The organism is Roseibium sp. JB4-4 (genome assembly GCF_055693425.1).
The window spans coordinates 1221097-1246577 of sequence record NZ_CM146333.1 but is presented as its reverse complement, the minus strand read 5'-3'; the positions used below and the strand labels follow the sequence as shown (position 1 = coordinate 1246577).

Sequence of the window (25481 nt, the reverse complement as noted above, 5' to 3'; positions counted from 1 at the left end):
ACGCCGGCACAGAAGAACGACAAGTCGGCCAACTGATGACGTTGTTTGCCCTGATTTTGCTTGAAAACTGTTGTTCGCATCTTTTTGCCGCATTTCCGTCGCGCTACCGTGTCAGCGTTCCCTCAAGGAATCAGAGCTGGCGGAGCGGGCGATGCAGCAAGGTTTTTGGAAGACTTGGACAAGCGCGGCTGTTGGGGCCGGAATACTCGTGACGGGCATGACCGTCTCTGCACATGCGATCGAGAGCTGTGTCGCATCCTTGAAAAAGCAGGCTGTTTCAGCTGGCGTTAAACCGGAAATTGCCGACCGTATGCTCTCCGGCGCCAACTACGACGAGAAAGTCATTCGTTTCTCCACGTCACAGCCGGAATACAAGACCGAGATCTGGGACTATATGGCGTTTCTGGTGGACGCCAAGCGGATTGACGACGGAAAGAAAAACCTCAAGAAACACCGCAATACTTTGTCCGCCATTGAGAAAAAATATGGCGTCAACCGTCATGTGGTGCTCGCCGTCTGGGGCATCGAAAGCGACTATGGCCAGTTCAGAGGAGATTTTTATACTCCCCATGCCTTGGCGACACTGGCGTGCGCGGGCAAACGCCGTCAAAAGTATTTCCGTGGTGAGCTGATCAAGACCCTGCAGATCGCGTCTCGCGGGGACGTGCCGATCAACGATTTCAGGGGGTCCTGGGCAGGTGCATTCGGCCAGACACAGTTTATGCCGAGCACATACAACAGCCTGGCTGTGGACTTTGATGGGGATGGCCGCAAGGATCTCGTGAACTCCGTGCCGGACGCATTGGCGTCGACTGCGAATTTCTTGAAGAACGCCGGTTGGCGCGATAGCCGCCCGTGGGGCATTGAAGTGAAGGTGCCGGGCAGCTATTCCGGTCCTTCGGGCCGTAAAAAATATGCGTCGCTGGCAACTTGGAACAAACGCGGTTTAACAAGGATTGATGGTGGCAAACTGTCCGGCAAGCTGGAGGCAGCTCTTATCCGGCCAGCGGGTGCCAAAGGGCCTGGCTTCCTCGTCACAAGGAACTTTCGTGCACTGCGATCTTATAACGCGTCAACGTCATACGGCATGGCGATTGCCCTGCTATCGGAACTCGTTGCTGGTGGTGACCCGTTCAAGACACCTTGGCCGACAAACAATCCGGGATTGTCGAGGGCGCAGCGGCTGGAGCTTCAGAAGCTCTTGAACAAAAACGGCTTTAATGTAGGTGAGGCAGACGGAAAAGTCGGTCCGGCCACCCGCGAAGGCATCCGCAAAGCCGAAGCTAAATACGGTATGCCTGTCACTGGTCGTCCGTCCTGGAACGTCTATTACGCACTTGGCGGGCGCTAGATCGAGGCGTTTGTTCAGCGCTAAATCGAATTGCCTTGTTGCGCTGCAGTATTTTGCAACGCAATATTGAGCCGGAAACTTGGAGGTTCGCCATGTCCGGTCGGATATTGACAGTTGCGCAACAAAAAGGCGGCTCGGGAAAAACCACACTGGCAGCTCACCTGGCCGTTGCTCTGGCAAAACAATCTGGTGAGCCGGTTGCAATTCTGGATGTGGATCCGCAGGGAACTCTCGGAACTTGGTATGAAGCCCGGGAGGAATCTTATGGCGAGGATGAGACCGGTCTGGAGTTTCGCACTGCTTCCGGGTGGGGCGCGCGCCGGGAGGCAAGGTCTCTGGCAAGATCGCATGGCTATGTCATCATCGATACACCTCCGAAAACAGACACGGACGCAAAGCCGGCCATAGACGCCGCTGATTTTGTTATTGTTCCGATACAGCCAACGCCGGTGGACCTGTGGGCGACATCACAGACGATTGAACTGGCAGCCAGAGAAGACACACCGGCACTGCTTGTGCTCAACAGAGTGCCGCCACGAGCTTCGCTGACAGGCGAGATGGCCGAGGCGATTGCGGAATCAGGTTACGACACACTGAGTGCCCGTCTGGGAAACCGGACGGTTTTTGCATCGGCCATGGGCCGGGGGTGTGCCGTAACTGAAGATGCGCCGAGCAGCAAAGCGGCACAAGAAGTTGCTTCATTGATTGAGGAACTCGTGAACAGGATCGGCTGACGCAGGCCTTGTCAGTCGTCACTCTTCAAAAATTTGCCTTGTCCTTGTCACGTTCCGGTGCCTTGATAGAGAAAATTATAGGCCCCGGAGGATTGGCCATGTCTATTTTTTCGCTTGTTTTTAAACATAAACTTCTGAAATCAAACAAAGATACTGCCCGCATCCGCACAGCTGTTTTGGCAACGCTGCTGCTCTTTGGCGGATTGCAGCCGGACGCAGCAAGTGCCCAGGACAAACGCATCGTCACAATCGATGATGCCGACTTCTTCGGCAGCGATTACCGAACGGTCAAGGACGTCGATCTGGACGGATGCAAATCGGCTTGTCTGCAGGACAACCAGTGCCGGGCCTTTACATTCAACACCTCTGCAGGCTGGTGTTTCCTCAAGACAGATTTCGGTGAACTCCAGAGTTTTTCAGGTGCGATCGCCGGGCGTGTGGTGGCGGTGCAGGCGCCGCGAGCCGATATGAGTGCCGATCGTCGGGCGGAACTGAATTTCGTGCCGCAATCTCAACTCGAGAGCGCAAAAACCTATTCGCTGCAGATTGAAAATTCGGTCCGTGGTAATGGCCAGAGCGCTGACGTGAATCGTCGCAACGGACTTGCTGCGCTGAACAACCGAAATGGCGCGTTGGCGGAAAGCGATTTCCTTCAATTGCTTTTGCTGGAGCCGGGTGACTACGAGGGCTGGACCAGCCTGACGACGGCACTTTTGCTGCAGAACCCAGAAGATTGGCAAACAAAGGAAACCAAACAGAAGAATGCCATCTCGGCAGCGATCAATGCGTATCTGCGCTCTGTCAGCACCAATGAAAGGGCGTTCTCGCTCGACATCTTAGGCAGAACATTTGAGCGCCGCAACGAATTCAAAACAGCAATCAAGGCCCTTCGTGCGTCCTTGGCGCTCGAAGAAAACGCTAATCTGCGCCGCCGCTATGATGACCTGATTGCCAAACATGGCTTCCGGATTGTCGATCACGTGGTTGATTCCGACAGCGTGTCACCCAGGATCTGCCTCGTCTTTTCACAAAAGCTGGCTCTCGGCGAAGACATGAGCCCTTATGTCAGCGTCATCGGCGAGGGGACTGCTTCGATTGAAGCAAACGACAATCAGATCTGTGCCGACGGCTTGAAGCACGGTGCAAGATACAAGATTACGGCTCGTAGCGGATTGCCTGCCGCTGACGGAGAAAAGCTGGAAAGATCCGCAGATCTATCCGTTTATGTGAAAGACCGTTCGCCGTCGGTCAATTTCCTCAGCCGCTCCTACGTCCTGCCTGCTGGCGGCAACCCGACGATCCCCATCATTTCGGTCAATACTGCGGAGGTTGAGGCGTCAGTTTACCGGGTCGGGAACAGGACGATCGCGGACATTCTGAGAGACAACAAGTTTTTGCGCCAGCTCGATTCCTATCAAGCCGAGCAGATTGAAGACGAGCTGGGTGAAAAAGTCTGGACCGGAATTGTCGAGACTGAAAACGAACTGAATGTCGATATTACGACTGCCATACCTCTTTCGGAGACCGGAATTGAACTGGAGCCGGGTGTCTACGCAATGACAGCCCGCTCGAAATTGGATCTTCAAAACCGCTGGAGTGCTCTGGCCACACAGTGGTTTCTGGTATCCGATCTCGGGTTGACGGCTTTAAGTGGCGACAATGGTGTGGCCGCAAATATCCGTTCCTTGACCACGGCTGCCGCGCTTGAAGGCGTCAAGGTGCGCCTGCTCGCCGTCAACAACGAAATCCTGGGTGAGGTGGTCACCAACGCCGACGGGTTTGCTGAATTTGAAGCGGGATTGACCCGCGGACGCGGGGGCTGGCACCCGGTGTTCTGGTCGCGGAGACCGACGAAGGGGATTATTCTTTCCTTGATTTGCGCAAACCGGCTTTCGATTTGTCGGACCGCGGCGTTGAAGGTCGGCCTGCGCCAGGGCCATTGGACGTTTTCGCCTGGACAGAACGCGGCATCTACAAAGCCGGTGAAACCGTCCATGCGCAGGCGCTCTTGCGCAATTCCAAAGCCGTCGCGCAGGAAGAATTCCCACTTACCTTTGTCTTCAACCGTCCGGACGGTGTCGAGCATGCTCGCTTTACGGTCAATGACAGCGGATTGGGCGGGCACCTTCAAGACCTGACTTTGAGTGCTTCGGCCCAACAGGGCATCTGGTCTTGGGAGGTTTTTCCGACCCCAAGGCAAGCGCACTGAGCCAGGAGACCTTCCTGGTTGAGGACTACCAGCCCGAAAGGGTCGATTTCGACCTTTCGACTTCGGCAACAGCCTTCAGTCGCACCGAACCGACGGCTGTCTCGCTTGATGCCAAATTCCTTTATGGCTCACCGGCAAGTGGTCAGACGCTGGAAGGCGATGTCATTGTCAAACCGACACGATCGCTCAAGGCTTTCCCCGGGTATCGTTTTGGTTTGGAAGACAGCGAGGTTTACACGCAACGCCGCAGCCTTCCCTCGGGCCTCAAGACCGACGCTGACGGAAAGCTGTCCTTTGATGTGACGCTTCCGGAGTTGGCGGATACCACGCAGTTGTATGACGGCCAACTGGTCGCCAGACTGGTGGAGGCCGGTGGTCGCTATGTGGAGCGCGATCTTGAATTGTCCGTCGCGCTCGATGGACCGCGCATTGGAATCAAGCCCGCCTTCGATGGCGGTGTCGATGAAGGCGGACCTGCGGACTTCACAGTCATCGTGGTCAATGGCGATGGCGCGGAACAAAGCGCGGAAGGTCTCACCTGGACGCTTTCGAAAGTAGATCGTCGATACCAGTGGTACCGTGTTGACGGTCGGTGGAATTATGAGCCGATCACCACGACACGGCGTGTGTCCAGCGGTTATCTTGACGTCCTGGCCGGACAGCCGGCACGGTTGTCGCTCCCGGTTGAGTGGGGTGAGTACAGTCTCGACATCCAGGGCGGTGGTGATTTGCAAACCTCAAGCTCTGTAACGTTCGATGCTGGTTGGTACACAGCAGATGCGACTTCGGAGACACCAGACTATCTGGATGTCGGCCTCGACAAGAGTTCTTACAGGCCCGGCGACACCGCAAAGCTCAGGCTGAAGCCTCAAACGTCAGGGATTGCCGTCATTAATGTGGTTTCCGGCGGGCTTGTATCCAGCCGATCGATTGAAGTCGACGCGGCTGAAACGGAAGTCGAGATACCTGTCAGCGATGACTGGGGTGCTGGCGCCTATGTCACGGCAAGTCTCTATAGGCCCATGGACCTCGATCAGAACCGGATGCCTTCGCGTTCAATGGGCCTGTCCTGGCTGAAAGTCGATCCAGGTGCGCGCGCAATTGATGTAGAGCTTTCAGCGCCCGATAGGATCCTGCCGGAAACGACGTTGGATGTACCGATCAAACTGGCCAATCTTCAGGCAGGTACGCAAGCTTATGTCACTGTCGCGGCGGTGGATGTCGGTATTTTGAACCTGACTGCATTCGAGACGCCGGATCCGGAAAAATGGTATTTCGGCCAACGTCGTCTCGGCACGGATATCAGAGATCTTTATGGTCAGCTTATTGACCGGACTGCCGGCACGCTTGGCCGGGTGAGGTCGGGCGGCGATGCCATGGCCCTGCGCCTGGATGCGCCGCCGCCTGATGATGAACCGGTTGCTTTGTTTTCCGGTCTGGTTGAAGTTGGCGCGGACGGTGAAGTCACTGTTTCGTTCGATGTGCCGGCATTCAACGGTGCCCTCAAACTCATGGCGGTTGCCTGGAGCAAGGACGGCGTTGGCCACGCGGACCAGGAAGTTGAGGTCCGCTCACCGGTCGTGATGACTGCAAGCGCACCGGCATTCCTTGCACCCGGCGATCAATCGCGTCTCGCACTTGAAATTGACAATGTCGACGGCGTGTCCGGCTCCTATGAACTGGACGTTTCCGTTGCCGATGGATTGGCACTTGAAGGCGGCACTGACCGTCAGACACGCACCATTGATCTTGAAACCGGCAAGAAGACACTTTCGCTTCTGCCTGTGTCTGCCGGGTCATCCCCCATCAGATCGGAAATTGTCGCCTCGCTTACGGGGCCCGACGGCAAGGTATATGTCAAACGCCTCGGTCTGGACGTGAAGGATACTCAGCCTGAAGTGGTTCGCAGATCATCGTTTCAGCTGGCGTCCGGTGGCAGTTTGACACTCAGCCCGGACACGTTTGACGGTTTGCGCGCTGACACGGTCGATGTCACGCTGAGTGCCGGCGGCGCTGCAAGCATTGATATTGCAGGATTGCTGGCGGCGCTCGATCGGTATCCCTATGGCTGTACCGAACAGACGACAAGCCGCGCATTGCCCTTGCTCTATCTGAGTGAAGTGGCGGAAGCGGCCGGCCTTGGTGGTGACAGTGCCATCCGGGAACGTGTCGTGAAGGCGATAGCCGCAGTTTTGGCCAACCAATCCGCATCCGGTGATTTCGGGCTTTGGAACAGCTATGGCGACGGCGATACCTGGCTGGATGCCTATGTCACAGATTTCCTGACGCGCGCAAAAGAGAAAGGCTTCCGGGTTCCTGATCTTGCCTTCACGACCGCGCTCGACAATCTGGAGAACCAGTTGGCATATGCTTCCGATTTCCAGGACGGCGGCGAGGGCATTGCTTATTCGCTCTATGTCCTGGCGCGGAACGGACGGGCTTCCATGGGCGACCTTCGCTATTACCTCGATGCGAAGCTGCAAAGCTTCGCCACGCCGCTTGCCAAGGCTCAGGTGGCCGCAAGCCTTGCCCTCTATGGTGAGCAGGAACGGGCTGCGACGGGTTTTCTTGCCGCGATCTCGGCACTTCCGCGCGAGAAGAAGCAGACTTACCGGTCCGACTACGGGTCAATCCTGCGTGACAGTGCAGGTGTCACCGACTACGTGGTCTCGGCCTCGATGGGAGAAAAACTGAAGGAAGATGCATTGGCTGCGCTGAAATCAGCGCAGGCACGAACGGGTGGACGCTCGACCCAGGATATGGCCTGGCTGCTGCTTGCAGCCCAGGCATTGAACCAGTCGGCTGAAGAGGCCCGGATATCCGTTGATGGAAATGAAACGCCCGGCCGATTGGCATGGTCGTTTGCGGGCGACGCCATTTCCAACACTCCCGTCAATGTTACTAACAACGGTGCCGATGAAACAGATCTGCTTGTCTCGGTTGCAGGACAGCCTCTGACGCCGGAACCTGCAGGAGGCACGGACTACGCGGTCGAACGGAAGATCTATGATCTCGACGGCAATGAGATCGATACTTCAGCTGTCCCCGTAAACACCCGTGTTGCCGTCGTCGTCACAGTTCGTGCGCTGACTGATCAGCCGGGCCGGTTGATGGTGGTTGACAGGTTGCCTGCGGGACTGGCGATCGACAATCCCAGACTTGTCCGTTCAGGCGATCTCGGTGGCCTGTCTTTCCTTTCGATGATTGATCGGCCGGAGCACAGTGCTTTTTATAGTGACAGGTTCGAAGTTGCGATCGACCAGACACGGCAAAATGGTCAGGAAATGAGTTTTGCCTATCTGGCGCGCGCGGCAACGCCGGGTGAATTTGCTCACCCGCCGGCGTCCGTTGAGGATATGTACCGGCCGGATCGCCGAGCGGTCACGGCAACAGGCCGCTTCACCGTTCTGGGCCCAACAAGGTGACAAAGTCATTGGCGGCAGGGCGATAGGAACATGCCTGGCTTGCTTAACGTTCGCCATCGACAAACCTGGCGCAAAGCCGGGCAGCGGTTTGTTGCTGCCAGCATCGGTGTTGCGTCACTCGCGATGTGCGGGATTTTGAAAGTCCAGGCCGACTATCGAGCCTTGCCGCCATTGCCGGCAGTGGGTGACCTGCCGCTTTCTGTTGTCGTGCTGGACAGGCAGGACAGGCTTCTGAGGGCCTTTACCAGCCTTGATGACAAATGGCGGCTACCGGTCGAACTTGAAAACCTCGACCCGCTTTACATCAAGATGCTGCTCGCATTCGAAGACCAGCGCTTCCACCGGCACAACGGGATCGACTTCAGGGCGCTGTTGCGCTCGGTACTTGCAAGCTTGCGCCAGGGGCAAATTGTTTCCGGTGGCTCCACGTTGACGATGCAGGTTGCCAGGTTGCTGGACGAAAGACCGACACGGTCGCTGAAGCGCAAATACGAGCAGTTTTTGAAAGCAGTGCAGCTCGAGCAGGCTTATTCAAAAGAAGACATCCTGCACTTTTACGCGCTCAGGGCTCCGTTCGGTGGCAACCTTGAGGGGTGCGGGCTGCAAGCCTGACATGGTTTGGCAAGGAACCTAAGCGGTTGACGCCGGCGCAGGCCGCCCTGCTGGTCGCTCTCCCGCAAAGCCCTGAAGCCCGGCGTCCGGACCGCTTTGCTGACAATGCAATGAAAGCCCGCAACAGAGTGTTGAGGCGAGCGCTTGAGGCAGGCGTCCTAACCAGGGACGAAACGGTGTCGGCGATGGCCGAGCCTGTTCGCGCCAGGCGATACGACATGCCGTTTCTGGCCCCTCACGAGAGCAGGGAAGCACGATCCGGCAATCCGGCCCGGTCCGAGCACAATCTGACCCTGGACAGAGATCTTCAGGCTGCACTTGAAAAACTGGCACGCCGAAAGGTGACGGCATTACCGGCGCCAATTTCGGCGTCGATTATTGTCGCGGATCATCAAAGTGGCGAGATCGTCGCCCGGATCGGTGCTCCGGATATGCTCAACGGCGGGCGTCTCGGGCACGTGGATATGACACGAGCTGTCCGCTCACCAGGCTCGACCCTCAAGCCCTTTATTTACGGACTCGCATTTGAAGAAGGCATCGGATTGCCTCAAAGCCTTATCGTGGACCGGGCAATCGATATCAGCGGCTATCAGCCGACAAACTTCGATCAGGCCTATCAAGGCACCGTCACATTGCGTGAAGCATTACAGCTGTCGCTCAATACTCCGGCCGTTCAGTTGCTCGAGGCGGTCGGTCCGGCACGGTTGATCGCGCGTTTGAAACGTGCAGGTGTTCGTCCTGTGCTGAAGAGGGATGTTGCCCCAGGCCTTGCGATCAGTCTGGGTGGGGTTGGCATCACTCTGAAGGACCTGGCCCAGGCTTATGCAGCGTTGGCAAGGGGAGGAGTTCCCATTGAACTCACGACCTGCCGAACAGATTGCAAGGCTGAAAGCAGTGTTCAGGGAACACAGAGGTTCCTGTCCGGGAAAGCATCCTGGATGGTCAGCGATATTTTGACAGGTCTTCCTCAGACACAAAGCGCCGAGACTTCTCACATCGCCTATAAGACCGGGACGGCTTACGGATACCGGGATGCCTGGGCGGCAGGATTTGACGGTCGTTATGTTGTGGCCGTTTGGGTTGGTCGACCGGATGGCACGCCGGTGCCTGGTCAAACCGGCGCTTCAGCGGCGGTCCCTATCTTGTTTGAGGTCTTTCAGAAGCTGGGGCCTGATAGAGTTCCGATGCGAGATGCCCCGGCAGACGTCGCCCGGCTAGCGCAACGCGAAGTGCCCGTGCCTTTGCGGTATGCGCGATTGCCAGATTCTCAACACCGCGATTCTAGAAACCAAGGTCTTCGCATCGCCTTTCCGCCGGACGGCGCGGAGCTGGACCTGGGCTTAACCAGGAACGGGGTGCCAAGTTTGCAGGTTCAGCCTTTGGTGGTGAAACTGAAAGGGGGCAAGGCACCTTATTCGGTCTTGATCAATGGACGGCCATTGCCGGAAAAAATGCGTCGCCAACAGCTGGTCTGGCAACCGGATGGACCAGGCTTTACCGAGGTGACCGTTCTGGACAGATCAGGTCGCAGTGACAAGGTGACGGTTCTGCTTCGATAGCCGCTGGTGTCACGCGCAACTTATGAACCCGTTCGATCCGAGGACTGCGCGGCTTTCTGATTCTGAGACAGCCAATTGTGTTGCTGCGTGAATCGCTCTGGCTCTGTTCGTGTGGTTCCCGTGGGTGACGATGGCCTGTTTGAAGCGGATTCGATTCCCCGCATTGACCGAAAATCCCGAAACCACCTTAGAAGCCTTGCTCATTGAAAACCCATTTTAGGGGCGGAACCGCGCCTATTTCCTAACAGTTCCTAAATTTCACCACCGATTTTGTGACATTCGCGCAACACCGGTTTTTGAAAACAGGCTCAGAGGGTTGGGGGAACCGCATTCTGTGTTGAACCGCGATGCTGGATGCGTATGGTCACATTTGCGAGCGGCTTCGCGCCGCACTGGTTTGCACACCTCGGACGTCCAACCTCCGGTCGGTAGCAAACACAGACATAATTCGCGGGGACAATGGTGCTTCTGTTTAGTACCGATTGATATGACTGATTGGAGGTCAAAAATGAAACTCTTTAAGGGCATGATGCTCGGCGCTGCTGCAGTTGCAACTGCTGCCACCGCTCAGGCTGCCGATCTTCCGGTTGCTCCGGAGCCGGTCGACTACGTTCGTATCTGTGACGCATACGGCGCACGCTTCTACTACATCCCGGGCACAGAAACCTGCCTGCGTGTTGGTGGCCGTGTTCGTACTCAGTTCATCGTGAACAACGTTCTCGACGATGGTAACTGGGGCACTCGCGACTCTGACGGTTACTCCTGGCGTACACAGGGTTACCTGTACCTCGACGCTCGTACAGCAACCGAGTTCGGTACTCTGCGTGCATATGTTGAGCTGTCTCAGCGTGTAGACAACGACGTCGAAGTATTCGACTTCGGTTCCACTTACATCCAGTGGGGCGGCCTCACAGCTGGTTACCTCGGTTCTAACTTCGACATCTTCACCGGTCAGGCTTTCGTCGGTGTTGTTGGTCGTGACTGGTCCGATGAAACTCTGAACCAGATCGCTTACACAGCAGCTTTCGGCAACGGTTTCTCCGCTACGATCGCTCTTGAAGATCAGGCTGGCCGTCAGGTCGGTTCTTACGGCGGCACCCGCATGCCGGACGTCGTTGCTGCTCTTGGCGTTTCCCAGGGCTGGGGTTCTGCACAGCTGTCCGGTGCTCTGCACCAGGTTTACCCGAGCACAGCTGCTGCTCACCAGACTGGCGCAACCAACAACGGTGCTGACGATCAGCTCGGTTGGGCAATCGGCGCTGGTGTGAAGTTCAACCTGCCGATGATCAACTCCGGTTCGAACATCTACTTCCAGGGCTTCTATGCTGACGGCGCTCTGTCCTACATCGGTGCAGGCAGCACTGAAGGCGGCGTGACTGTTTCTGACTTCGGCGCAACTAGCGGTACTTCCACTGGTTACTCCCTGTCAGCTGGTGCATACGTCCAGGCAACTTCCACTATCGGTCTGGCACTCGACGGTTCTTACATGGACGTCGATCAGGCTAACGGCTTCACCGACTTCTCCCGTTGGGCGATCGATGGTTCCGTACAGTGGGAGCCGGTATCTGGCTTCATCATGGGTGCTGACGTTGGTTACGCCAACACTGACCCGAACACTGGTTCCGATGTTGACGAACTCCTCTTCGGTGTTCGCCTGCAGCGCACCTTCTAATCAACCCTCTCTCGAGGTTTGATGAGAAACCCGGCGGAAACGCCGGGTTTCTTTTTGTTTGAACGTTTGATCAAAACCAGTCTGTGCAGATCTCTTCCAGTCAGATGGCATTGCGTAACAGATCTACGCGAATTTGGTCCTGCCGACCGGAATAGAACTCAGATCGTGCTCAGAAATTCTGCGACGGTCTCGTGAGTGTCCGGTTCCCAGAGAACCGGGGCGTGTCCCTGGCCATTGATCGTTTTGAGCTGAGAGTTGGGGTGCACATCGAGCATGCGTTTGCATGTTTCGGTGCTCAGGAGATCTGAATGCTCACCCCGCAGGATCAAAACTGGTCTGTCTGACAGGTTTTCGTAAAGAGGCCAGAGATCTGGAACCGGAGCGGCATCGTCCAGACTTGCAAACTGGCGTGCGAGTGCCGGATCATAGTCCATAACAAACTCGCCATTGCGTTCGGAGGCCAGTTGCGCCGCCATTTTTAGCCAGTATTCTTTTCCGAACACCGGAAACTGTGGTCCAAGTGTTCGTGCAAGCACATCTGCGATCCCGTCAAGAGTGGCGCTGGTCATGTTGTGACCAAGTGTTGCTGCAATGCGGTGGATTGCGCGCATTTCGATATGAGGTCCAACATCGTTGAAGATGACTGCCGCCATACGATCTGCCGGGTAACGAAGGCCCAAAACGAGCGCATGAAGGCCACCACGAGATGTTCCAAACAACGCAAAACGTTTTAACTTGAGGTGGTCAATGGCGGCGTCGATATCCTTTTCCTCGATCGGAAGAGCATAGTTTTGCCAATCCGGATCCCAATCGCTTTGTCCGCGCCCGCGATAGTCGAGCGCGATAACGCGATGTCCCTTTCTTTGAAGGAAATTGGAAATCTCATTGAAATCACGGGTATTTCTGGAAAGGCCAGGCAGGCAGAGAACAGGTATGGGTGCTTTGTGCATTTCATTCGCGTTGGCAGATGGTGGCCATTCTCTGCCAGCAAGCGTCAAACCATCAGGGCTCTTCCAGAAGAATTCGTCGGGCTGAGGCGCATCATCATTATTCTCGCCATTCAGTGCTTCTTGCGGCACGGAAGCCATGAGCGTCTCCTGCTGGGTTTCCAATTCTGTTTGCCGCGAAAGATAATGACCTTTCAATGAAGTTGCCAGCAGACAAACGAAAGACCAACGATGGGACCGCGCTCTTTTCAGGTGAAATTTGGTTGTGATTTGCGCCTTAACGGGCTGGGGTTTCCATTCATTTGGAAATCGTTCGGAATTTTTTGACCGCCTGATGAGTTGGAAGTATCCAATTGCGGCAAGAAAAGTTGTTTTGCAAGCTGGGAATGGTGCGGCAAGCATTGCTCCTTGACGTGCAGATGAGTATGTTGCGCCTCCATTCAAAACAGTAAGTGTACGATCTGGAAAGTCTGACCAGACCGTTCAAGAGGAAACCGAAATGTTCAAAGGCTCCATTCCAGCATTGATTACGCCGTTCAAGGATGGAGCGCTCGACGAGAAACGGTTCCAGGACTTTGTCGACTGGCAGATTTCGGAAGGTTCCTCCGGTCTTGTTCCTGTCGGCACGACAGGTGAAAGCCCAACGCTCACTCATGAAGAGCACAAGCGTGTGATTGAACTCTGTGTCGAAGCAGCGTCCGGCCGCGTTCCTGTGATGGCCGGGGCTGGGTCAAACAACACCACTGAAGCTATTGATTTTGCACAGCATGCCGAAAAGGCGGGCGCCAATGCAATCCTTGTCGTAACGCCTTACTACAACAAGCCAAATCAAGCCGGTTTGAAAGCGCACTTCAAAGCAGTCAATGATGCGGTCGGTATTCCAATCTTCATCTACAACATCCCGGGTCGCTCCATCATCGACATGGCCCCGGAAACAATGGCTGAGCTCTTCGAAACCTGCCAAAACATCAAAGGTGTCAAAGACGCAACTGCGGACATGGCAAAGGCAAGCCGTCAGCGGCATTTGTGCGGCCCGGAATTCGTTCAGCTTTCCGGCGAAGATATTTCTGCTCTTGCATTCAACGCCCACGGAGGCGTCGGCTGCATATCCGTAACCGCCAATGTTGCTCCGCGTATGTGCGCTGAATTCCAGGCAGCTACGCTCGCAGGCGACTACAAGAAAGCCTTGGAGCTACAAGACCGACTGGCTCCTTTGCATCGCGCGTTGTTCCTCGAACCGAGCCCGGGCGGGTCGAAATACGCATTGTCTCTGCTCGGCAAGATCGATGAGGAACTTCGTTTGCCGCTTGTTCCGATATCGGAAGGCGCAAGGACAGAAGTCAGGGATGCAATGGCACATGCAGGCTTGATCAACTGATCGGAAGTAACAGACAAGGTGCCGCGCACCTGGAAAGAACACAATGGCTCCGAAAAAGGGGGACGTACCGGGACGGACGATTATCTCCGACAACCGGAAAGCCCGTTTCAATTTTGAAATTGAGGACACGCTGGAAGCGGGGATTGAGCTGAAGGGCACGGAAGTGAAATCCCTGCGCAACGGCAAGGCGAATATTGCTGAATCCTACGCGGCTGAATATGGCGGAGAGATCTGGATCTACAACGTCTATATTCCGGAATATCTTCAGGCCAACCGTTTCAATCACGAGCCGCGTCGACCGCGTAAGTTATTGTTGCACAAGCGTGAAATTGGAAAACTCGCAGGAGCGGTTCAAAAGGAAGGTAAGACCATTGTCCCGCTCAAGCTGTATTTCAACGCTCAGGGCCGGGCAAAGCTTGAACTGGCCCTTGCGCGCGGGAAAAAGCTTCATGACAAACGCGAGACTGAGAAAAAGCGTGATTGGCAACGGGAAAAGTCCCGTCTTATGAAGAACTTGGGCTAAGCGATAGTATTTTTCATTTCAATGGACTGGAATGACGCCTGTGCGCAACCTGTTATCAGCTTGAGGATAAGCTGTGAACGGCGTGTGACTTTCCTGTGGTTTGTCCTTTTCTCTTTCAACCGGCAATCCTGTTGAAAGCTTGTGGTCTGTGACAGAATTTCCATAAGTTTTGTGATTGATACCTTTTTAAGCCATCAAACTTGTTAGAATGCCTCGTTTCCGGTGGGAAATTGTCACAGGTCTTCGGCTGTTTCGATCCACCTGAACATGGACGAAACGTCCATGTGCGGCCGTTTCGCTGGCGTCGCCAGAAAACAGACCGACCCTGAAAACCACCGAACTCCCGCCAAGTTTTTCGATTTTGAGACCGGCGGAGACCTCATTGGGGAAGGTGAGCTCGGAAAAATAGTGGCATCCGGTTTCAACGACTAGAAAGATCTCGGAACTGTTTACCGGATCAAGGAGGCCGTTGGCCACGTACCAGCCATTTACAGCTGTGTCGAAGAAGCTCAAATACTGGACATTGTTGACGTGGCCATAGATGTCCACATCCATCCACCTGGTGGGGATTTGTTGAAAAGCTTTGAATTCCGAACGGTTTAATGGGACGGGGCGGGCAGCTTGTGGATGGACACCTGTCATCATAGGGCAGCCATGTAGATCTCAAGAGCGTCTTTTTCAGCAATGTCACGCGGGTTGTTGATCAGAAGCCGAGTCTGTTTCATGGCATCGCGCGCCATTTTGGGAAGATCGTCTTCACCGATGCCGACGTCGCGCAAACTTGTTTGCAGCCCGAGCTTTTCTGAAAGTTTGGCAAGCCTTTCCGCAAACACGTCTGCGCGGTTCGCTGGATCTTCGATACATGAAAGATCCGGAAATAAGATGGGTGCAATTTCAGCGTAAAGCTCTGCCGCAACTGGGTTATTGAACTTCAAAACGTGCGGCAGAACCAGTGCGTTCGAAAGGCCGTGAGGGACGTGAAAAGTTCCGCCGATCGGATAGGCGAGGGCGTGCACGGCGGCCACAGGCGCGTTGGCAAATGCCATGCCTGCGAGCATGGAGCCAAGCAGCATTGCACCTCGTGCGCTCTCATCCTGTGGTGAAAAGACCGCTGTTTCGATGTTTGCTCCCAATAGTCGCAATGCTTCAATTGCAAGAGTTTTGGAAACAGGATTGTTGTTGGCAGATTTCGAGGCATAGGCCTCAATGGCATGCACCATGGCGTCTATGCCCGTGGCTGCTGTCACCGGGCCGGGCAGTTCGAGAGTCAGAAGCGGGTCAAGTACGGCAATGTCTGGCAACAGGATCGGCGAGACGACACCGCGCTTTTCCTCATCGCCAACAGTAATGATTGAGATTGGCGTTACCTCTGAACCTGTCCCGGCCGTCGTGGGTATCAGGATGAGCGGTAGACGCGGTCCCTTGGCGTTTCCAATGCCCCAGGCTTCATCCAAGTTCTCATTGCTGCCGGCAAGAAGCGCAACGAGTTTGGCAACGTCAAGAGATGAGCCGCCGCCAAAGCCTATGATGGAGGTCGCGCGATGCTGTTTCGCCGCTTCCACGGCTTCATCGACAAGCGCTCGCGGCGGATCGGCGGCAACTTTCTCAAAACGGCCGAGATTGCGGCCGGTTTCAACAAGGGCGCGCTCACAAGAACTTTGCAAACCAAGCAACAGGATGCCTGGGTCTGTGACAAGAAACGGGCGCTCACCCAGAAAATCAGCAGCGTGATCCGCCAGCTGAGCTGCCGAGCCGCTTTCAAAGACGATGCGTTGGCTGGTGTTGAACGTGAATGCACCGATCATTGCTTTCCCCATTTGACAGTGGCCTGAAGATTGCCCCTCAAAACGCAATCCGTCGAGGGCCAATGGACCAGACTTTAGATGAAGTCGGTCTGTTCAGGGATGCATGCGAGCTCCTTTTGAGATTTTGTCTGCAATTTTCCTTTCGGTGTGAAAGGCAATGCCGACCACATTGGCGTTGTCTGGAGAAAATTTCGAGAACACTTCCCTGTTGGCGGTATCGTGTCCCGTTGTAAACATCTCTTCGACATAGATACTGGAAGAAACGCCTCGATTGAGCGCTCTCTTCTGTACCTTGGCAAGTGTTTGAGCATCCGCACACAGCACAATGATCGGCTGGACGCTCATTGGATAATAGACATTGTCAGCTGCGTCACGATAGGTTTCACCAATGATCTCGGCCTTTGCTGCGGCAATGCCGGTTGCCAGAAAAGCAGTGACATTCAGTTTTTGCCAAGCAGCAAGGTCATCGCGTACGACCACGACAAATTTGGTTTCGAACATGAGCACAAACTCCACGTTAGGGTATCGAAACAAAAACAACGCGGCGACCCTAGACGCGGAGCTGGGTGCAGGTCTTGAACGTTTGTGCGACGCGCCGGGAGACGGAATAACGTCCGCACCGTCTGAGTCCGGAATTGAGAGGATTGAAGCCCGGTTTCATGGCAATGGTTTTTCTCCGCATCGCCACGACACTTATGCAATCGGTTTGACCATCGACGGTGTGCAAACCTTCACCTATCGGGGGGAAGGGCAAGCGTCCTTGCCAGGTCAGGTGATTGTTATCCATCCTGACGAACTCCACGATGGTGGCGCCGGTGATGAGCAGGGTCTGCGCTATCGAATGATATATGTTCCACCCGAAAAGATATCGGACGCACTCACAGCAGACCGGGACAGCGGACTTCCTTTCGTATCTTCACCAGTGCTGTCCGACATTGAATTTCGAAAGGAACTTGTTGAGGCTCTGACCGATATCGAGTGTGAAATCGGTGATTTCAAACTGGACTGCCTGATTGCAGATCTTGCTGCCTGTCTGAAACGACATGCAGATACCAGCCAGTCAAAACCGGCGGTGCTTGACCTGAGGGCCTTGAAGGAATGCAGCGATTTGATGAAGGAGTGCTGCGATCAGGACGTGAGGATGGCGGACCTTGAAGCGGTCGCGCAAATCGACCGCTATACTTTGGCCCGTCAGTTCCGCCATGCATTCGGGACCAGTCCACATCGGTATCTGGTCATGCGGCGCCTGGACCGGGTCAAGTCGAAATTGCAGAAGGGTGAGAAGCTTGCCGAAACTGCCGTTGGCAGCGGTTTTTCCGATCAGAGCCACATGAGCCGACACTTCAAGCGTGCCTTCGGTATGTCTCCGGGGCAATGGCGGCGCCTGCGCGCCGCTGGAGATCAAACGCTATAGTTTGTTTGGACCGAATTTGTTCGACCGTGGGAAGCCGGTCGGCGGCAAGCGGCCAGCGTTTCCGCGTTCTCCGCACCAGTCCGCCAGTTCATCGAGCGACCGTGTGAAGCTCCTTCCGGAACTGTCTGTCCAGGTCAGACCTTCTTCTGCGCTGAAGACCCGCAAGTCAGAGATGTTTCCGTCCCGGTAGCGTTGCAGCCGGACGCCGCGTCCGCGGCCCATCTGCGGTATCTGCGCCAAGGGGAACACCAGAAGTTTGCGGTTCTCGCCTATGACAGCGACCTGATCGCCTGTTGCTTCGACACACAGCGAAGCCTCGGAAGGTGCAGAAAGGTTCAACACCTGCTTGCCCTTACGCGTGTTGGCAATAACGTCGTCTTCACAGACAACAAATCCGCGCGCTTCGTTGTTGGACAACAGCAGGTTTCGCCCCGCCTTGTGAACAAACGCGGTCACCACATCCTGCGCTTCGTCCATCTCAACCATCAGACGGATGGGTTCACCATGGCCACGTCCACCAGGAAGCCGGTCCGCACCAAGTGTAAAGAACTTGCCGCCCGTTGAGAAAACCAGGATCTTGTCCGTCGTTTCCGCATGGAAAGATAGCTTCAAACTGTCTCCCTGTTTGAAGGACAGGCTCGACATGTCTGTCTGGTGGCCTTTGAGCGCGCGTATCCAGCCCTTCTCAGAAATAATGACAGTAATCGGTTCCTTTTCGATCATTGCCTGCTGGATATCGACAAGGTCGGCTTCCGGAGCTTCGGACTTGTCCGTACGCCGACGGCCGATTTCGGTCTCCGGGCCATATACCTTGGAAATTTCGGAGATTTCCTTGGATATCTTGGTCCACTGGCGAGCGTCTGAACCGAGCAATTTGGTCAGCTGATCTTTTTCATCGGTGAGCTTGTCGTGTTCCTTGCGGATTTCCAGTTCTTCCAGCTTGCGCAAGGACCGCAGGCGCATGTTCAGAATGGCTTCGGCCTGGACATCGGTCAGCTCAAACGTCCTGATCAATTCTGCTTTCGCGTCATCCTCTTCGCGGATAATGCGGATCACTTCATCAAGGTTCAAGTAGGCGATCAGATAGCCGGCAAGGACCTCAAGTCGATGATTTATCTGACCAAGACGGTACTCGGAGCGGCGTATCAGAACGACTTTGCGATGGTCCAGCCATTCGCGAAGGACCTGCTTCAGTCCCATGACCATCGGCACCTTGCCCATGGACAGAACATTCATGTTCAACGAGAAGCGGTTTTCCAGGTCCGTCAGCTTGAACAGGGATTCCATAAGCAGATTGGCATCGACATTACGGGACCGGGGAACCAGCACGACGCGGATGTCTTCCGCTGATTCGTCACGGACATCGTCCAGCAATGGAAGTTTACGTGCTGTCAGCAGCTCGGCAATCTTCTCTATGAGCCGCGATTTTTGGACCTGATAGGGAATTTCAGATACCACAATGACCCATTGGCCACGTCCCAGATCCTCAACTTCCCAACGCGCCCGGATACGGAAACTTCCTCGGCCGGTTGCATAAGCTTCGCGAATTGAGCCTTGGTCCGACACCAGCAGACCGCCTGTCGGAAAATCCGGTCCCTTGATGTAGTCAAGCAGCTCGTCGGCTTCCGCCTTCGGGTTCTTGATCAGGTGTTGGCAGGCCTCGCAAAGCTCAAAGGCATTGTGCGGCGGGATCGATGTGGCCATGCCGACCGCAATGCCGGACGATCCGTTCCCAAGCAGGTTCGGGAACCCGCCGGGCAACACGATCGGCTCCTTGTCTTCGCCATCGTAGGTTTCCCGGAAATCGACAGCGTTTTCGTCCAGGCCATCGAGCAATCTCTTGGCCGTGTCGGTCATTCGGGCTTCGGTGTAACGCATGGCGGCCGCGTTATCGCCGTCGACATTGCCAAAATTGCCCTGACCGTCAATCAGTGGATAGCGCTGCGCAAAATCCTGTGCCAGTCGGACAAGAGCGTCGTAGACAGCCTGGTCACCATGCGGATGGTATTTACCGATAACGTCACCGACGACGCGTGCGCATTTCTTGAAACCGGCGCCCGGGTCGAGCTTCAGAAGCCGCATGGCGTAAAGAAGGCGCCGGTGAACCGGTTTCAAACCGTCGCGCACATCCGGCAATGCCCGGTGCATGATGGTTGAAAGGGCATATGCGAGATAGCGCTCTTCCAGCGCCTCTTTCAGATTGATGCCTTCGATTCCGCCGCTTGGTGGAGGTGTCGTCTCTTTTCCCATATTTGCTTGCTAAACCTTTCCACCAATCGGCGCAATTCGATTGCAGTCTTTTGCAGTCACGAACGGCGGATTTTCAACGGAAATCGAACGTGCTGTGAGCAATTCTCTACAATTTCAGTGGGCCATCCGAATTGGCATGAAGCCAATTGGTCGACCTGACTTCTGTCAGTGTGTCGGACCTGCAGGTCAGATAGCCGCTCGGGGCGGAAACTATGCACTCAACCCGGGAAGAAGGGGGGCAATTGATCCTCTATGGTTGAAATTCTGCCGATACTGAATACATCGAAGTGGTCATGTTGCTCTGTACCCTCGTTCAGGATTTTAGCTCTTGAAATCAAGGATCCAAAATTGACCCGAACCGCGAGAACACTCCTGCTGTCAGGGTTGGTCCTGGGAATTTTAGCGGCGATAACCGCGATTTTTTTCTCAGCAAGTTTCTACTATCTGCGTGCCAAACCATTTGAAACGCCCGCCGGCAGCATGCGCCCCACTCTTCAGCAGGGAGACAGTTTTCTTGTCAGTCAGATCTTTCCAATCATTGGTGAAAGATATGCACCCGAGCGCGGAGACATTGTTGTTTTCCGCCACCCCCAGAACCAAGGCGTTACATATGTAAAGCGTGTCATTGGCCTGCCGGGTGAGCGCATACAGATGAAAAATGGAGAAGTTTATCTGAACGGTCATCCCTTCGAGCGGCAGAAAGCGGAAGCGATCGAGGAAAAATCCAGAAATGGACAGGTTTCGTTGGTTCAGACTTACCGTGAGATCTTGCCAAACGGCAGATCACACGAGGTCATCGACCTCCAGGTTGACAGCAGGTTCGACGAAACACCGGAATTCGAAGTCCCCGAGGGAGATTTGTTTGTGCTGGGTGACAACCGAGACAATTCGATCGACAGCCGTATGCAAGAACATTTTGGATTTGTACCGATCGAAAATGTCACTGGTATCGCCCGTCATATCTATTTCTCAGGCCCTGAAGCCGGATTTGTGTGGCGCTCCCTGGAAGCGAACTAAGACAGTTCAGAGAAATGCCCTATTGAAAATTCCAGGGAAAGTCGGTGCGAAACCGTTTTTCGAGCGCCCCGAGCAGCATGTTCCGCGTGCCGCTGTCTTCACCGTTTCGCTCCATCAGGTGACGGTTCAGGAAAAAGCCTGTCAGTTCAAATCCCTCGGTCACGTCGTTCCAGGTCAGTTCACTTCCCTTCTGGCGTTGCCCATCCAGCAGGAAGGAGGGCAGGGGCAAGAGCTTGTCATGATAAGGCAGACCGGCCTGACGGCTCACTGCGCGAGCTGATTTTGGAGAGACATAGACCAGATCTTCCTGAGAGCCGTTTGCAGCGCAGGAGGTCAGATCCAGGCCAATGCCGAGATCGCGAAGCAACTCGAGCTCGAAACGGATGAGCAGTGCTGCGGCCGCATCCGAACTCTCCAGATGGTCTAGAACAACAGACAACGCTGAGTAAAGCTTCGGATAAGGATGGCGTTCAGGCAGAAGCCTGAGCAGAAAAGCAAGGTGCTGAAGAGCCGTGAGGCCAACCGAATTTGTCATCAGGTCTCCAGCACGCAAGGCGTGCGGCTCAATCTGGAATTGACCTAAATGGTCTGACAGACGCGCTTTCCAGGTCAAATCCAACTCGTTACCTGGTTGCAGCATGGGGCGATGGCGTCTGGCCCGTCCGCCGCGCACCAGACCGAGATGCCGTCCTTGGTCCAGCGTCATGACTTCCAGAATGACGTCGTTTTCGCCATGTTTGCGGGTGGTCAGAACCACGCCGCGTCCGCTCCACTCCACGTCTCAGGTCCTGTGCTTGGATGACAATTAGGTCTGGAACTGTTTCGCCGATTTTGGCGGATTCTGGCCTAAGTGCCAGCTATTTCGGAAACTCGAGTCCCATTTCGCGGTAGCGTTCAGGGTCGTCGGCCCAGTTCTCGCGGACTTTTACAAAAAGGAACAGGTGCACGGGCGCATCAATGATCTCAGAGAGTTCTTCTCGTGCGGCTTGGGAAATTGCCTTGATCGTCTGGCCCCGTTTGCCGAGCACAATGCTTTTCTGGCTGTCACGCTCCACGTAGATCGTTTGTTCGATACGGGCGGAACCGTCCTTTCGAGCTTGCCATTGTTCGGTTTCCACTGTGGAAATATAGGGCAGCTCCTGATGCAGGCGTTCAAACAGCTTTTCGCGCGTGATCTCGGCCGCAAGGATACGCAGCGGCAGGTCAGACGGTTGGTCTTCAGGATAGAGCCACGGTCCTTCAGGGACTTTGGACGAAAAATAGTCCAGTATCGCGTCGGTTCCGTCGCCCGTCAGTGCGGAAACCATGAAGGTTTCTTCAAACTGGATGTATTCGTTGGCCTTCTGTGCAAGGTCGAGCAGTTTTTCCCGCTTGGCAATGTCGGTTTTGTTCAGAATGAGAACCTTCGGAGCCGGCTGGTTCCTCAGTCGTTTTAGTATGTTCTCCACTTCTTCATCGATGCCTTTACGTGCATCGATCAGAAGCGCAATGACGTCTGCGTCCCTCGCACCGCCCCAGGCGGTGTCGACCATTGCGCGGTCAAGCCGCCGCTTGGGTTTGAAAATGCCGGGCGTATCAATGAATACCAGCTGGGCGGACCCATGCATTGCGACACCGCGCACAATGGTACGCGTTGTCTGAACCTTGTGGGTAACGATGGACACCTTGGTGCCGACGAGCTGATTGATCAGGGTTGATTTGCCCGCATTCGGAGCTCCGATCAGTGCAACAAAGCCGGCTTTCGTATCGGCCGGCATATCTGCCAGAGGTTCTGGAAGCGGCATGTCAAAACGACCGCTCGGGGCAACGAACCCGTTGTCGTCATCGTCCGGTTCGCCGTTGGTGTTCTCATCGCTCACGGTGTCATCATTCCTTCCAGACGCCTTCACGGCGCAGAACGGCTTCGGCCGCATTCTGTTCGGCAAGCCTCTTTGAGCCGCCTTTGCCTTCCCCCGGTGCCAGGCCCTGAACGGTTACAGCAACCGTGAAACTGGGTGCATGGTCTGGGCCATCACGGCCTATGACATCATACCGAGGGGTGGGCAGGCTTTTGGATTGTGCCCATTCCTGCAATGTCGTCTTGGCATCTCTTAACGGACCGGACCAAGATAGCATGCGCGGTTCCCAAAGGCGTCTCACGAATTCCTGGGCCGCCTCAAATCCACCGTCCAGATAAATGGCTGCAATCACCGCTTCGCAAATGTCAGCAAGCAAGGCGGTTTTCTTGCGCCCACCAGTCTGTGCCTCTGCAAGTCCGATGCGCATTGCGTCACCGATGCCGAGCTCCTGCGCGATTTCGGCACAGGTCTCGCGCTTGACCATATGATTGAAACGCCGTGCAAGTTCGCCTTCGTCTGCCTTCGGAAAGTGCTGGTGCAGCATGGAGGCAATGGCGAGGCCAAGAACCCGGTCGCCCAAAAACTCCAGTCGCTGATAGCTGCCCGCAACGGTGTCCGAAGGGTTCAGCGCACTTGCGTGCGTCAACGCCACTCTCAGAAGTTCCAGGTCCTTGAAGTCATAAGCAAGAGCCGACTTCAGTGCTGAGATTGGGTTCTTTGGTTTTAGGGTCATGCGTTTGGCCTGATATCCGGACTTAAAGGGTCCGGCCAAGCCGCTCCCAGCGTACACTCCAGGGCCAGGTCCAGATCTGCCAGGCCGGGGTCTTGTCCTTGATGGAGAAGAATAGGATCTCCGCGCGACCCATGAAGTTTTCGATTGGCACGTAGCCGACCTTGCTCAAAACGCGGCTGTCGACAGAATTGTCCCGGTTGTCGCCCATCATGAAGTAATGGCCTTCCGGAACCTTGTATTCGCGCGTGTTGTCCAGCTGACCGTTGGTGGTCAAGTCCAACGTGTCGTAGGAAACGCCATTTGGCAGCGTTTCTCGGAAACGAGGCACCCGGCGTACAGCACCCGATTCAGACTGCTCTATATAGTCGTCGATGCGCTCGCGTTTAACCGGTTCGCCATTGATGTGAACGACACCCTCCAGCACCTGGATCGTGTCGCCAGGTAAGCCGATAACCCGTTTTATGTAATCGATGGACGTGTCGGTCGGCAGTTTGAAAACAGCGACATCGCCACGTTTAGGATCGGCCGACCAAACGCGGCCCGGGATCGGCACCAATCCGAAAGGGAACGAATACCGGGAGTAGCCGTAGCTGTATTTGGACACAAACAGGTAGTCGCCAATCAGCAAGGTGTCCTTCATCGATCCGGATGGAATGTTGAACGGCTGAAACAAAAATGTGCGCACGACAAGGGCAAGCAGAAGCGCCTGGACGATCACCTTTATGGTTTCGCCAACGCCGCTTTCCTTCTCTTTTTTGTTTTCGGTCACGCTCATAATTTCCCTTAAAATACTTTCCGTTGATCCGGAGGGCGACGCTGCAATCCTGCGCGACTTTTAGCTGTTCACGTCTGCGGAAGCAATGCAGGCGAGGGCGCTATGCCCAATGCCTTTCAGTTTGATCCTGGTTGGGGTGGTTCCGGCCAGTCCTGGGGCCATGCGGAAATGACGACGAAGGCCTGCGCCAGCGGAAAATCATCCGTGATCGTGAGATCGATGGTCGTTTTGAAGCCCTCAGGTGTCATCGCCGCAAGCCGTTCGGCAGCCCCTCCTACCAATGCAATTGTAGGCTTTCCCGATGGCAGATTGACCACACCCATTTCCCGCCACGCGACACCCATGCGGATGCCACTTCCCAACGCCTTGGAGCAAGCCTCCTTGGCCGCAAAACGCTTGGCGTAGGAAGCGGCTCTCTCGGCGCGCTTGTCGGATTTGGCTCGTTCAATGTCGGTGAAGACCCGATTGGTGAAGCGTTCGCCAAAACGGTCCAGTGTTTTTTCGATCCGACGAATGTCGATCAGATCGCTACCAATACCCAAAATCATGTTTCTTGAATTCCGTCCCTGAGGGGTATCGGCAAAAGGTGGTGCATGCCGGACCTGGAATCAAGCGCCGCCGTCTTCTTCCAGCGTGCGCCCTGGTGCTGGGAAGAGCTGCTCGCCCCGTTCGGCGAGAATGCGTTTGCGCCGCCGCTGATAGACCTCGACACTCTTATAGACAATCACATAGGACACCGAGCCGATGACCAATCCGAGCGGAAGGCCACCTATGAACATCGGCTTGAGCATTGGCCAGAGAGAATCCATCGATTTTTCCAGAAGTCCGTGCTGAAACTGCTGATGGACATGCGCAGGATCTGCCTTAGGCGCGCGTCCATGCAGGATCCATTGACCGATTTTGAACGTGAATGCCCAGATAAACGGGAAGGTGATCGGGTTCCCGATCGAAGTGCCGAGCGCGGCTGCAATCAAATTGCCGCGAAGCAACCAGGCCAGGCCGAATGCTGTCAGGAAGTGGAACCCGACCAACGGTGTGCATGAAGCAAAGGCACCAGCTGCAAACCCTATGGCAATTGCGTGTGGTGTTGCAGTCAGCCGCAAAACCCGTTTGCCGAAATACTTGGTGGATCGTGACCAGCTGTTCCGTGGCCAGACGGCAACGCGCAATCGCTCAATGCGTGTTGGTATTTGTCTTCGGCGGAACAGCATCGTGTGGGGTTCGTCTCCGTTACTTTTA

21 protein-coding genes and 2 pseudogenes are annotated in these 25481 nt (G+C 55.3%); 12 read left to right on the top strand and 11 right to left on the bottom strand.

Features of this window, described 5'->3' with window-relative positions:
* Window positions 1-151 precede the first annotated feature (151 nt).
* The 8 genes and pseudogenes from ACZ1HV_RS05725 (at window position 152) to ACZ1HV_RS05690 (ending at window position 11562) form a co-directional block, all read left to right on the top strand.
* Entirely contained in the window at window positions 152-1351 is a 1200-nt protein-coding gene (locus tag ACZ1HV_RS05725) for a lytic murein transglycosylase (protein WP_472717560.1), read from the top strand.
* Between the two features lie 92 nt (window positions 1352-1443).
* Complete coding sequence (gene parA, locus ACZ1HV_RS05720) at window positions 1444-2085, top strand: ParA family partition ATPase (protein ID WP_298816334.1); 642 nt, start codon at window positions 1444-1446, stop codon at window positions 2083-2085.
* A gap of 98 nt (window positions 2086-2183) precedes the next feature.
* Window positions 2184-3866, top strand: a pseudogene (locus ACZ1HV_RS05715) (PAN domain-containing protein); the annotation flags it as partial.
* 95 nt (window positions 3867-3961) lie between these two features.
* Window positions 3962-4294 (top strand): MG2 domain-containing protein, encoded by a 333-nt coding sequence (locus tag ACZ1HV_RS05710; RefSeq protein ID WP_472717559.1) that lies wholly within the window; start codon window positions 3962-3964, stop codon window positions 4292-4294.
* A complete protein-coding gene (locus ACZ1HV_RS05705) occupies window positions 4258-7719 on the top strand; it encodes an alpha-2-macroglobulin family protein (RefSeq protein WP_472717558.1) in 3462 nt (1153 codons plus the stop codon). Before ACZ1HV_RS05710 ends, ACZ1HV_RS05705 begins: the two co-directional genes overlap by 37 nt.
* A gap of 30 nt (window positions 7720-7749) precedes the next feature.
* A pseudogene (locus ACZ1HV_RS05700) lies at window positions 7750-8411 on the top strand (transglycosylase domain-containing protein); the annotation flags it as partial.
* Window positions 8412-8441: 30 nt separating this feature from the next.
* Window positions 8442-9890, top strand: coding sequence for a penicillin-binding transpeptidase domain-containing protein (locus ACZ1HV_RS05695; protein ID WP_472718406.1), 1449 nt, complete (start codon window positions 8442-8444; stop codon window positions 9888-9890).
* Window positions 9891-10398: 508 nt separating this feature from the next.
* Complete coding sequence (locus ACZ1HV_RS05690) at window positions 10399-11562, top strand: porin (RefSeq protein ID WP_298958088.1); 1164 nt, start codon at window positions 10399-10401, stop codon at window positions 11560-11562.
* A 158-nt stretch (window positions 11563-11720) separates the two neighbouring features.
* Here ACZ1HV_RS05690 and ACZ1HV_RS05685 read toward each other — a convergent pair whose 3' ends face one another.
* Entirely contained in the window at window positions 11721-12650 is a 930-nt protein-coding gene (locus ACZ1HV_RS05685) for an alpha/beta fold hydrolase (RefSeq protein WP_472717557.1), read from the bottom strand.
* Between the two features lie 358 nt (window positions 12651-13008).
* Between ACZ1HV_RS05685 and dapA the strand changes: the two genes are divergently transcribed.
* Complete coding sequence (gene dapA, locus ACZ1HV_RS05680) at window positions 13009-13887, top strand: 4-hydroxy-tetrahydrodipicolinate synthase (protein ID WP_298958084.1); 879 nt, start codon at window positions 13009-13011, stop codon at window positions 13885-13887.
* A gap of 43 nt (window positions 13888-13930) precedes the next feature.
* The gene (smpB, locus tag ACZ1HV_RS05675; protein WP_298820183.1) at window positions 13931-14410 is read left to right on the top strand and encodes an SsrA-binding protein SmpB; all 480 of its coding nucleotides are present in this window, start codon (window positions 13931-13933) and stop codon (window positions 14408-14410) included.
* A 186-nt stretch (window positions 14411-14596) separates the two neighbouring features.
* Here smpB and ACZ1HV_RS05670 read toward each other — a convergent pair whose 3' ends face one another.
* The 3 genes from ACZ1HV_RS05670 to ACZ1HV_RS05660 form a co-directional block, all read right to left on the bottom strand.
* A complete protein-coding gene (locus ACZ1HV_RS05670; protein ID WP_298815095.1) occupies window positions 14597-15052 on the bottom strand; it encodes an acyl-CoA thioesterase in 456 nt (151 codons plus the stop codon).
* A complete protein-coding gene (locus ACZ1HV_RS05665) occupies window positions 15052-16215 on the bottom strand; it encodes an iron-containing alcohol dehydrogenase (RefSeq protein WP_472717556.1) in 1164 nt (387 codons plus the stop codon). The genes ACZ1HV_RS05670 and ACZ1HV_RS05665 overlap by 1 nt, the downstream gene beginning before the upstream one ends.
* Before the next feature lie 93 nt (window positions 16216-16308).
* Window positions 16309-16716 carry a DUF2000 family protein gene (locus ACZ1HV_RS05660; RefSeq protein ID WP_472717555.1) on the bottom strand — a complete coding sequence of 136 codons (408 nt, stop codon included), beginning with the start codon at window positions 16714-16716 and terminating at the stop codon, window positions 16309-16311.
* Here ACZ1HV_RS05660 and ACZ1HV_RS05655 point away from each other — a divergent pair.
* Window positions 16715-17629, top strand: a complete 915-nt coding sequence (locus ACZ1HV_RS05655) for an AraC family transcriptional regulator (protein ID WP_472717554.1) — start codon at window positions 16715-16717, stop codon at window positions 17627-17629. The two genes, ACZ1HV_RS05660 and ACZ1HV_RS05655, sit on opposite strands and share 2 nt — an antisense overlap.
* Here ACZ1HV_RS05655 and parC read toward each other — a convergent pair.
* Entirely contained in the window at window positions 17624-19879 is a 2256-nt protein-coding gene (gene parC, locus ACZ1HV_RS05650; protein WP_472717553.1) for a DNA topoisomerase IV subunit A, read from the bottom strand. The two genes, ACZ1HV_RS05655 and parC, sit on opposite strands and share 6 nt — an antisense overlap.
* A gap of 348 nt (window positions 19880-20227) precedes the next feature.
* Here parC and lepB (ACZ1HV_RS05645) point away from each other — a divergent pair, with 348 nt between their 5' ends.
* Complete coding sequence (gene lepB, locus ACZ1HV_RS05645; RefSeq protein WP_472717552.1) at window positions 20228-20896, top strand: signal peptidase I; 669 nt, start codon at window positions 20228-20230, stop codon at window positions 20894-20896.
* A gap of 19 nt (window positions 20897-20915) precedes the next feature.
* Here the strand turns inward: lepB (ACZ1HV_RS05645) and recO are convergent, their stop codons facing one another.
* The 6 genes from recO to ACZ1HV_RS05615 all read right to left on the bottom strand — a co-directional run bounded on the left by recO (window position 20916) and on the right by ACZ1HV_RS05615 (window position 25453).
* A complete protein-coding gene (recO, locus tag ACZ1HV_RS05640) occupies window positions 20916-21674 on the bottom strand; it encodes a DNA repair protein RecO (protein ID WP_472717551.1) in 759 nt (252 codons plus the stop codon).
* 79 nt (window positions 21675-21753) lie between these two features.
* Window positions 21754-22680 (bottom strand): GTPase Era, encoded by a 927-nt coding sequence (gene era / locus ACZ1HV_RS05635; RefSeq protein WP_298815093.1) that lies wholly within the window; start codon window positions 22678-22680, stop codon window positions 21754-21756.
* Between the two features lie 82 nt (window positions 22681-22762).
* Window positions 22763-23467: a ribonuclease III gene (gene rnc, locus ACZ1HV_RS05630; protein ID WP_298815025.1), complete on the bottom strand. Its 705-nt coding sequence runs from the start codon at window positions 23465-23467 to the stop codon at window positions 22763-22765.
* Between the two features lie 22 nt (window positions 23468-23489).
* On the bottom strand, window positions 23490-24242 hold the full coding sequence (lepB, locus tag ACZ1HV_RS05625) for a signal peptidase I (RefSeq protein WP_472717550.1): 753 nt from the start codon (window positions 24240-24242) through the stop codon (window positions 23490-23492).
* A gap of 116 nt (window positions 24243-24358) precedes the next feature.
* Window positions 24359-24790 carry a holo-ACP synthase gene (acpS, locus tag ACZ1HV_RS05620; protein WP_472717549.1) on the bottom strand — a complete coding sequence of 144 codons (432 nt, stop codon included), beginning with the start codon at window positions 24788-24790 and terminating at the stop codon, window positions 24359-24361.
* A gap of 60 nt (window positions 24791-24850) precedes the next feature.
* Complete coding sequence (locus ACZ1HV_RS05615) at window positions 24851-25453, bottom strand: DUF2062 domain-containing protein (protein WP_298815016.1); 603 nt, start codon at window positions 25451-25453, stop codon at window positions 24851-24853.
* Window positions 25454-25481 lie beyond the last annotated feature (28 nt).

Coding starts and splice junctions, on each gene's coding strand:
- parC (WP_472717553.1), bottom strand. CDS start 19,879: ATGGGAAAAGAGACGACACCTCCACCAAGCGGCGGAATCGAAGGCATC.
- ACZ1HV_RS05725 (WP_472717560.1), top strand. CDS start 152: ATGCAGCAAGGTTTTTGGAAGACTTGGACAAGCGCGGCTGTTGGGGCC.
- smpB (WP_298820183.1), top strand. CDS start 13,931: ATGGCTCCGAAAAAGGGGGACGTACCGGGACGGACGATTATCTCCGAC.
- ACZ1HV_RS05690 (WP_298958088.1), top strand. CDS start 10,399: ATGAAACTCTTTAAGGGCATGATGCTCGGCGCTGCTGCAGTTGCAACT.
- ACZ1HV_RS05695 (WP_472718406.1), top strand. CDS start 8,442: ATGAAAGCCCGCAACAGAGTGTTGAGGCGAGCGCTTGAGGCAGGCGTC.
- lepB (WP_472717550.1), bottom strand. CDS start 24,242: ATGAGCGTGACCGAAAACAAAAAAGAGAAGGAAAGCGGCGTTGGCGAA.
- ACZ1HV_RS05670 (WP_298815095.1), bottom strand. CDS start 15,052: ATGACAGGTGTCCATCCACAAGCTGCCCGCCCCGTCCCATTAAACCGT.
- ACZ1HV_RS05685 (WP_472717557.1), bottom strand. CDS start 12,650: ATGGCTTCCGTGCCGCAAGAAGCACTGAATGGCGAGAATAATGATGAT.
- ACZ1HV_RS05665 (WP_472717556.1), bottom strand. CDS start 16,215: ATGATCGGTGCATTCACGTTCAACACCAGCCAACGCATCGTCTTTGAA.
- parA (WP_298816334.1), top strand. CDS start 1,444: ATGTCCGGTCGGATATTGACAGTTGCGCAACAAAAAGGCGGCTCGGGA.
- ACZ1HV_RS05660 (WP_472717555.1), bottom strand. CDS start 16,716: ATGTTCGAAACCAAATTTGTCGTGGTCGTACGCGATGACCTTGCTGCT.
- ACZ1HV_RS05655 (WP_472717554.1), top strand. CDS start 16,715: ATGAGCACAAACTCCACGTTAGGGTATCGAAACAAAAACAACGCGGCG.
- dapA (WP_298958084.1), top strand. CDS start 13,009: ATGTTCAAAGGCTCCATTCCAGCATTGATTACGCCGTTCAAGGATGGA.
- era (WP_298815093.1), bottom strand. CDS start 22,680: ATGCCGCTTCCAGAACCTCTGGCAGATATGCCGGCCGATACGAAAGCC.
- rnc (WP_298815025.1), bottom strand. CDS start 23,467: ATGACCCTAAAACCAAAGAACCCAATCTCAGCACTGAAGTCGGCTCTT.
- ACZ1HV_RS05615 (WP_298815016.1), bottom strand. CDS start 25,453: ATGCTGTTCCGCCGAAGACAAATACCAACACGCATTGAGCGATTGCGC.
- acpS (WP_472717549.1), bottom strand. CDS start 24,790: ATGATTTTGGGTATTGGTAGCGATCTGATCGACATTCGTCGGATCGAA.